This is a genomic window from Burkholderia sp. E168m23 (genome assembly GCF_016586125.1).
Taxonomy (GTDB): domain Bacteria; phylum Pseudomonadota; class Gammaproteobacteria; order Burkholderiales; family Burkholderiaceae; genus Burkholderia; species Burkholderia orbicola.
The window spans coordinates 1-845 of sequence record NZ_BCPP01001557.1 but is presented as its reverse complement, the minus strand read 5'-3'; the positions used below and the strand labels follow the sequence as shown (position 1 = coordinate 845).

The following is an 845-nucleotide window of genomic DNA, read 5'->3' as shown; positions in this document are numbered from 1 at the left end:
CATGCGACGGTGCGCAGGAAATGGTCAGACGTGGAAAGGACTGGCCGGGCGGCCCGTCACGCGTGAAGCGTAGGCGGCGCCGACTCGGTGCGCTGCAGCGACGACGGTTGCGACGCGGGATGGTAGTTCGGGTTGGCCTTCCAGCGCGCGCGGACGAACGGACGCTCGTGGCCCGACAGTTCCAGCGCGACCTTGGTGACCCAGCGGTGCGACGGCACCGTGAGGCCATGCAGCGCCACGGTGACGAGCGCGAGGCTCGCGACGACCGCCGGCACCGACCAGCGGTGCGGCACCGCGCGCCACGAGCCGGCGATGAACGCGAGCGCGGCGATCGCACCGACGATGCAGCCGGTGATCGACTCGGACGGCGAATGCGCGTCGAGCGCGACGCGCGACACGCCGACCGCGACGCCGGTCGCCAGCCCGAGCGCGATGCCGGCGATCCGCACCGGCGTGCGCGTGCGGATCAGCGCGAGGAAAATCGCGACCGGATACACCGACGTCGACAGCATCGCATGCCCGCTGAAGCCGGTGAAATCCCACGCGCGAATGCCGATGCCCCAGCCGAGGAACGCGATCTTCGTGAGCGCCACCACGCCGATCGCGGCCGCCAGCACGCCGAGCCACGCGGCCGCGCGCCGCCACGAGTAGCCGAGCGCGAGCCAGACGGCAATCGTGATCGCGAGCGGCAAGGTCAGCCCGGCGCCGCCGAACGCGGTGATCATGATCCACAGGTGAGAAGGCAGGTCGAACATCGGGAAGGGGACGAACGAAGGCGGGAGAATGCTTAAATCAACGCGCGAGCCGGGAAGAACGACTACAACGGATACAAGCGGCGAAGCCCC

General features: G+C 69.9%; 1 protein-coding gene. It reads right to left on the bottom strand.

Features of this window, described 5'->3' with window-relative positions; translation table 11 throughout:
- Positions 1-56: 56 nt before the first annotated feature.
- Positions 57-755 (bottom strand): phosphatase PAP2 family protein, encoded by a 699-nt coding sequence (locus tag JMF90_RS38880; protein WP_011548161.1) that lies wholly within the window; start codon positions 753-755, stop codon positions 57-59.
- Positions 756-845: the final 90 nt, after the last annotated feature.

What these genes read in the sequence shown, in the direction of transcription:
- JMF90_RS38880 (WP_011548161.1), bottom strand. Translation starts at nt 755, where the DNA reads ATGTTCGACCTGCCTTCTCACCTGTGGATCATGATCACCGCGTTCGGC.